Annotated in this window: 6 protein-coding genes; 4 read left to right on the top strand and 2 right to left on the bottom strand. The window is 53.6% G+C overall.

Annotation, left to right across the window (positions count from 1 at the left end; translation table 11 throughout):
• Positions 1-113 precede the first annotated feature (113 nt).
• Positions 114-473 carry a transposase gene (locus F1542_RS09905; protein WP_408886248.1) on the top strand — a complete coding sequence of 120 codons (360 nt, stop codon included), beginning with the start codon at positions 114-116 and terminating at the stop codon, positions 471-473.
• Here the strand turns inward: F1542_RS09905 and F1542_RS09900 are convergent.
• Positions 463-1938: an LTA synthase family protein gene (locus tag F1542_RS09900; protein WP_193732891.1), complete on the bottom strand. Its 1476-nt coding sequence runs from the start codon at positions 1936-1938 to the stop codon at positions 463-465. The genes F1542_RS09905 and F1542_RS09900 overlap by 11 nt on opposite strands.
• Positions 1939-2191: 253 nt before the next feature.
• Here F1542_RS09900 and F1542_RS09895 point away from each other — a divergent pair, with 253 nt between their 5' ends.
• From F1542_RS09895 to F1542_RS17515, 3 genes are all read left to right on the top strand, one after another.
• Positions 2192-3832 carry a beta-3-deoxy-D-manno-oct-2-ulosonic acid transferase gene (locus F1542_RS09895; RefSeq protein WP_346011881.1) on the top strand — a complete coding sequence of 547 codons (1641 nt, stop codon included), beginning with the start codon at positions 2192-2194 and terminating at the stop codon, positions 3830-3832.
• Positions 3833-3913: 81 nt separating this feature from the next.
• Positions 3914-4720, top strand: coding sequence for an ABC transporter permease (locus tag F1542_RS09890; protein ID WP_227672637.1), 807 nt, complete (start codon positions 3914-3916; stop codon positions 4718-4720).
• Positions 4721-4974: 254 nt separating this feature from the next.
• Positions 4975-5136 carry a transposase gene (locus F1542_RS17515; protein ID WP_193732889.1) on the top strand — a complete coding sequence of 54 codons (162 nt, stop codon included), beginning with the start codon at positions 4975-4977 and terminating at the stop codon, positions 5134-5136.
• Between the two features lie 369 nt (positions 5137-5505).
• On the opposite strand, the gene F1542_RS09875 is transcribed toward F1542_RS17515, so the two are convergent.
• Positions 5506-5658: transposase (locus tag F1542_RS09875; RefSeq protein ID WP_193731370.1), on the bottom strand; the 153-nt coding region annotated here is incomplete at its 5' end.

Here is a 5658-nt window from a genome sequence, read left to right as displayed (position 1 = left end):
CCTCAGCCTGGCGGATCACACCCATGATCTGCGCGTCAGTAAAGCGATCACTCTTCATCAGAATCTCCTCATCCTTACGCTGAGAAAATTCTCATTCAAAAGCCACTCTTTTTATGGGGGGATTACCATCCTTCATACTGTCGCCCGGACAGGCACATGAACTGCCATCCGCTTATGCCCTGCTCGACGACCTGCCGCACCCACCGACCTATGTCGTCTGTGATCGCGGATATGCTTCGCATAAATTCCGTGAGTATCTCTGGGACCGGGGATCTCGTCCTGTCATTCCGCCAAGGAAAAATGATCCAGAAGTCGCCTGTCCAAAATGGGCTTACAGACACCGACACCTGGTCGAAAACCTGTGGGCAAGGCTCAAGGAGTGGCGTGCTGTCGCGACCCGATATGAGAAAACCGCGGCATCCTTCCTCTCTGTCATCCTCATCGCAGCTACAGCAGACTATATCAAGACCTAACAGGCCCTAATGTCGTCAAGGCATCCTGACCCGCAGCCTGAGTGGCCAGGGTTGTTATCAGTCCGTTCAGTTGTGCTGGCGTGCAGCCAACGGGGGCGGGTGATCGGGTAGTTGCCGCCAATGGAAAGGAAATGACGACATAAGGGACATCGCGGACGGGGCCGGGTGCAATGATGTTGGGGATCGAAGGGCGATGGTCTCCGAAAAAAACAAGCAATGTCCTGCGCTTCTGATCTGACAGGTCATCGATCAGATTCAGAAGCATCTGGTCGCTATTCACCACATGTCTTAAATAATGCTGTAGCGGCGCATCTTTGCCCATATTCGCAGGCCACGGCCCATGATTTTCCATGGTGACGGTATAAAACAGGGACGGTGTGCTGGTCGTCTGCATCATGCCTGTCAGTGTTCTTCCCAGTGCAATGTCACCAAAATAGGGCATTCCGGGGGTCGGAGTATGAGGACCGGGACTGACAATATGGGTAAATCCCATGACAGGCATCAGGGTTTCGCGATCATAAAACCGCAGGTCGTGCGGATGAACGAACGTGCTCTCGTAACCGAGGGCTTTCAGGCGCTGGGGTAGGGCGTGCGCGCATTCACGCCGTGCGGTCAGGAACGGATCATAATGCCGGAAGCCCAATGTCTTTTCGTCCTGCCCGAACAGCACGCCATATTCGGAACGCATGGTGTAGGCCCCGAACCCGCTGACATATAAGGAGCCCTGCTGCAGCGCCAGTTTCCGTGCGCGCACCAAGCCGGGCATAGAAGGTGCTTGGACGCCCGCAGGTAGACCCAGTGTTGCGGGGTCGGCGAAAGATTCACATTGTATGATGATGATCTGGTCATAGGCGGCTTTCCCCTGCAGGGGAGGGGGCGGTGGTTGGTCTGGACTGGCCCGCCACTGGCGCCAGTACAGCAGCATGCTGCCGGGCAGCCCCAGTCTGGATAGGTCCCGCTGCATGTCCGGCACGGATGCCCATGATTGTGCGGGGCAAAGCCACAGCGCCAGGCATGCTCCCAGCAGCATTCCCACTCCCAGCAGGTGGGGAAACAGGGCGGCGGATGCATAGATCCACAGCAGCACCGGCGGAACTGCCACGAGCATGACCAGGGCAATCCGGGCCGTGGCCGGAATGGAAAAAAGATAGAATTTGGGATGTTGGAGGAAGCTGCGCGCGACGACAAGATCACTGAACAGCAATGGCTCTCCCAGTACCCGATGTTTTATGTTGGATGCCACGACCGTGATGATCATAAGCACCGGGGTCATGAGGGTGGCGACAGGCACACTGCCTGTTACAGCCAGCCATCCGCCATAACCGGCCAGGCTGCATAATATATCCAATAGCCAGCGACGGGCGGATGGCGGTGGGGCTATGCGGGGGATCACGCCAACATATTCAATGGCAGGCGTCACCAGTACAATGGTCGTTAAGGCAGCCAGAACCAGTGATGGTTGCATGAAAATCCTGTCGTGCAGATGGGGCCGCGGATTGCTGCAGCCTATGGCGTTGTCAAGTGCGACCCCTTGTATAAGCTATCCACAAATGGTTAAACACCCGGGTCATTGCTAATGGCTGCATAAGGATTTCCGCAAAGGCCATGACCGGTCGGGAGCACCAACTATGACATTGGCATCGCGTTCCTGTCTATTGCAAATGCCACCCTTCCATCGGGCAGTGCCTGTCATTGCCGTTCCGGCATCCGGAACGGCCGTGGCCACGATCGCGGATATGGATAAACTGGCGCGACGTATCGTTGCCGACAGGACTGGCGGCCGGTTCTGGGCCGAGCCGCCATCATGTACGCGCCCTGTCCTGATCTGTGCCGGTTCAGGTCATGATCGTGACAGATTGCGTATCCTTGCCCGTCTGCTGGAACGGCTTGTTGCGTCCCGACCGACGCAGGATCTCATGCTGGTTGCCCCCGGACCTTATGGTGCTGCCGCCCGCGTTGCGCGCCGTTATGGTATTGCCCATCTTCATGAACCGGTTGACCCCCACAGGTTGCTGGACGGTGCGCATGAAATCCACGAACTGGGGCAGGGTGAGATCGGTGATCTGGCGGCCCTGCGTGGTCTGACAGTTACGCGTTATGCCTGCCCGGATCAGGGAAACCGGGTCGAAGGACAGCAGGTTGCACGCAGGCTGATCGAAGATTGGCAGTATCATGATCCCTATACCGGAAAGATCACCACGGTCGGTCATATCCTTGCGTTTCAGGCCCTGTGGCGGCGCACCATCGACGCCAATCATCAGATCGGGGCCTGTGTCGGCATGGCCCTGTGGAAACGCGGGCGGATGGCGGAATTCTTTTCCGTTCCACCGACACATCCGCCGTTCGTGCGTAAGACCCGTCCGGCTGTGCAGCGGTGCGTGCCGCATGGCAAGGCGATCGTGGCATGGGCGACACGGATGCCTGCAGGACTGATGACGGAAGCCCGCAAGGCCCACGTGCCCGTCTGGCGTGTGGAAGACGGATTTGTCCGTTCAGTCGGCTTGGGGAGCGGGTTGCAGGTGCCTGCCTCCATTTTCGTGGATCAACGAGGTATCTATTACGATCCGTCCGAACCAAGTGATCTGGAACATATTCTGGCCACCACCACGTTCGATGATCATTTGCGCGTACGGGCACATGCCCTGATCGAGCATCTGGTCCAGAGGGGCATCTCGAAATACGGCCGCTCTGAGACGCATCATCTTCGGGACTGGCACGCGCAGGGGCAACGGGTTCTTCTGGTGCCGGGACAGGTGAGTGATGATCTGTCCGTGTTGAAGGGTGGCGGCAGGATACGCGGTAATCTTGAACTGCTGCAGGCCGTGCGGCAGCATAACTCAGATTCATTCATCATTTATCGTCCGCATCCGGATGTGACGGCGGGGCATCGGGCCGGCCATCTGTCTGATGAAGTGATCCTGACCTATGCTGATTATATCAGCACTGGCGGTTCCATCACGGATCTCATGCAGGAAGTCGATGAAATTCATACCCTGACCTCCCTGGCCGGATTTGAAGGTCTGCTGCGGCGGCGCAAGGTCGTGACCTATGGCTGTCCTTTCTATGCCGGATGGGGTATGACCACGGATATGGGGCCAGTTCCGGCGGGACGACGTGGTCGATCCCTGACACTGGAGGAACTTGTGGCCGGAACCCTGATTCTCTATCCCCGCTATATCGATCCCCTTACCCATATACCGTGTGAGATTGAAATGGTAATCGAGCGCTTTGGGGATCACCGCGCCTGGCGCCCAACGGCCCTGATGCGTTTGAAAGCGATTCAGGGCAGAATGAGAAATATGATTTTACGCAACAGGACCGCAGTAGAGCCGGATATGGCCCGTGTGCCTGATTTATGATGTTTTTTTAGAACATAATGATTATGTAAGGGGGAATCGGTCAATGAGACGTACACGAGAGTACAGTATTCCATGAAAAGAATGGCCAGCGGTATGGGTAATACATTGAGGGAACTGGCTGATGATTTCAGCTGTATGTTTCGTGTGATCTATGCCTTGATGATGCGTGAAATCCATACACGGTATGGGCGTGAAAATATCGGGTTTTTATGGGTCTTGGGAGAGCCTATCCTGTTTTGCGCCGGTGTCGCGATCCTGTGGACGGCGATCCGGCCTTCTCACGAATATGGTCTGCCCATGACCCCGATCGTGATAACGGGTTATGTTCCCCTAACAATGTGGCGACATTGCCTGTCTCAATCCGTCAAGGCCTTTGAAGCTAATGGCAGTCTCCTTTTTCATCAACAGGTTACACCTGTTACGATTATTCTGGCGCGAGCCGGCTTGGAAATTATTGGCACGATCATGGCAGGAATACTGGTCACATGTGGTGCGATTTTTCTAGGGTACATGAATCCACCACAATATTACGGAATTCTTTATTTAGGAATTTTTTTTCATATGATATTCTGTATATCAGTGGCTATGATTTTTTCTTCTTTAAGTGAGATATCGGAATTAATTGAAAAATTTATGGGTGTTTTTAGTTATCTGTCCTTACCGTTTACCGGGGCATTTACAATGGTAAATTGGTTACCAGCGAAATATCGTTGGTATATGATGCTATCGCCCAGTGTAGATAATATTGAAATGATACGGGAAGGTGAATTTGGTTTAAATGCGCATGCGCATTATGATATACTTTACACTATTCTTATAAATTTATTACTTTTTATTGTTGGCCTTAAGCTTACTCTCAGTGTAAGAAAATATATACTTGTTCAGTAATTTGTGGTAAATAATAAACTAGAGTACATAATATGATACCATATAAAAAATTGCCTAGAATTACGTGAAGTTTGAACATGCATAATTTTTGGTAAGGGCGATATAAAGAAGTTTTTGATGAGAATTCTTTTGAAAATAACGTCGCTTTTTTCCAAACAGGCGGTATTTTATGAAGCTGTTGATTTTTGGACTTGTGACGGTTCTGTGCCGGTCATCTGAGCGTTTTAAGCGCGTATCAGGAGACCGACAGGACCATGAAGCATACGGGAGATTTCAAGCGCGAGGCCGTAAGGATCGCGTTGAGCAATGGGCCGTCACGCACGCGCGTTGCGATCGACCTGGGTATTGGCAAATCCACTCCGGGCAATCTGCTGATCTGGTGCGCGGGAATGAACGTCTTCGCTTGGACATCCTGACCGGCCTGCCAGCGCCAGCGCACCGATCTGAAGGCGCTGGCGCATATCCGTGAACATTATGCCCTAGGCAACGGCTCCTACGGACGACCGCGCATGACCATGGAACTCTGGCCATCCGTGCCCTAGGTATTGCGGTACGGCTGCGCGATCCGTTGCCCGGCTGCGTTTTTTATTCTGACTGTGGCAGCCAGTAAGGTTCTCATGATTTCCAGAAAAAGCTGTTGGTCCATGGACTGCTGGCTTCAATGTCCGGAAAGAGAAACTGTTTTGACAACGCTGCTGTCGAAACGTTTTTCAAAAGCCTGAAGGCGGAACGGCTCTGGAGGCAGAACTGGCCAATCCGTCGTCAGAGCCCGATCCGAAAGTTTTTCAAGCTTGACAATGCCTTGCTGTCCGTCGTGTGAGCATGCGGATCGAGGCGATCAATGTCCATGCGGTTGAGGAAGCAATGGACTTTTCCCAATCTTTGGCGAGCCGCCTGCACCGTCCCAGCCAGGCGAATGTTCGTTCAACCACCCAGCG

The organism is Komagataeibacter sp. FXV3 (genome assembly GCF_015155755.1).
Taxonomy (GTDB): domain Bacteria; phylum Pseudomonadota; class Alphaproteobacteria; order Acetobacterales; family Acetobacteraceae; genus Komagataeibacter.
The sequence above is the reverse complement of the archived record's forward strand: the minus strand, read 5'-3'. Positions and strand labels throughout refer to the sequence as shown.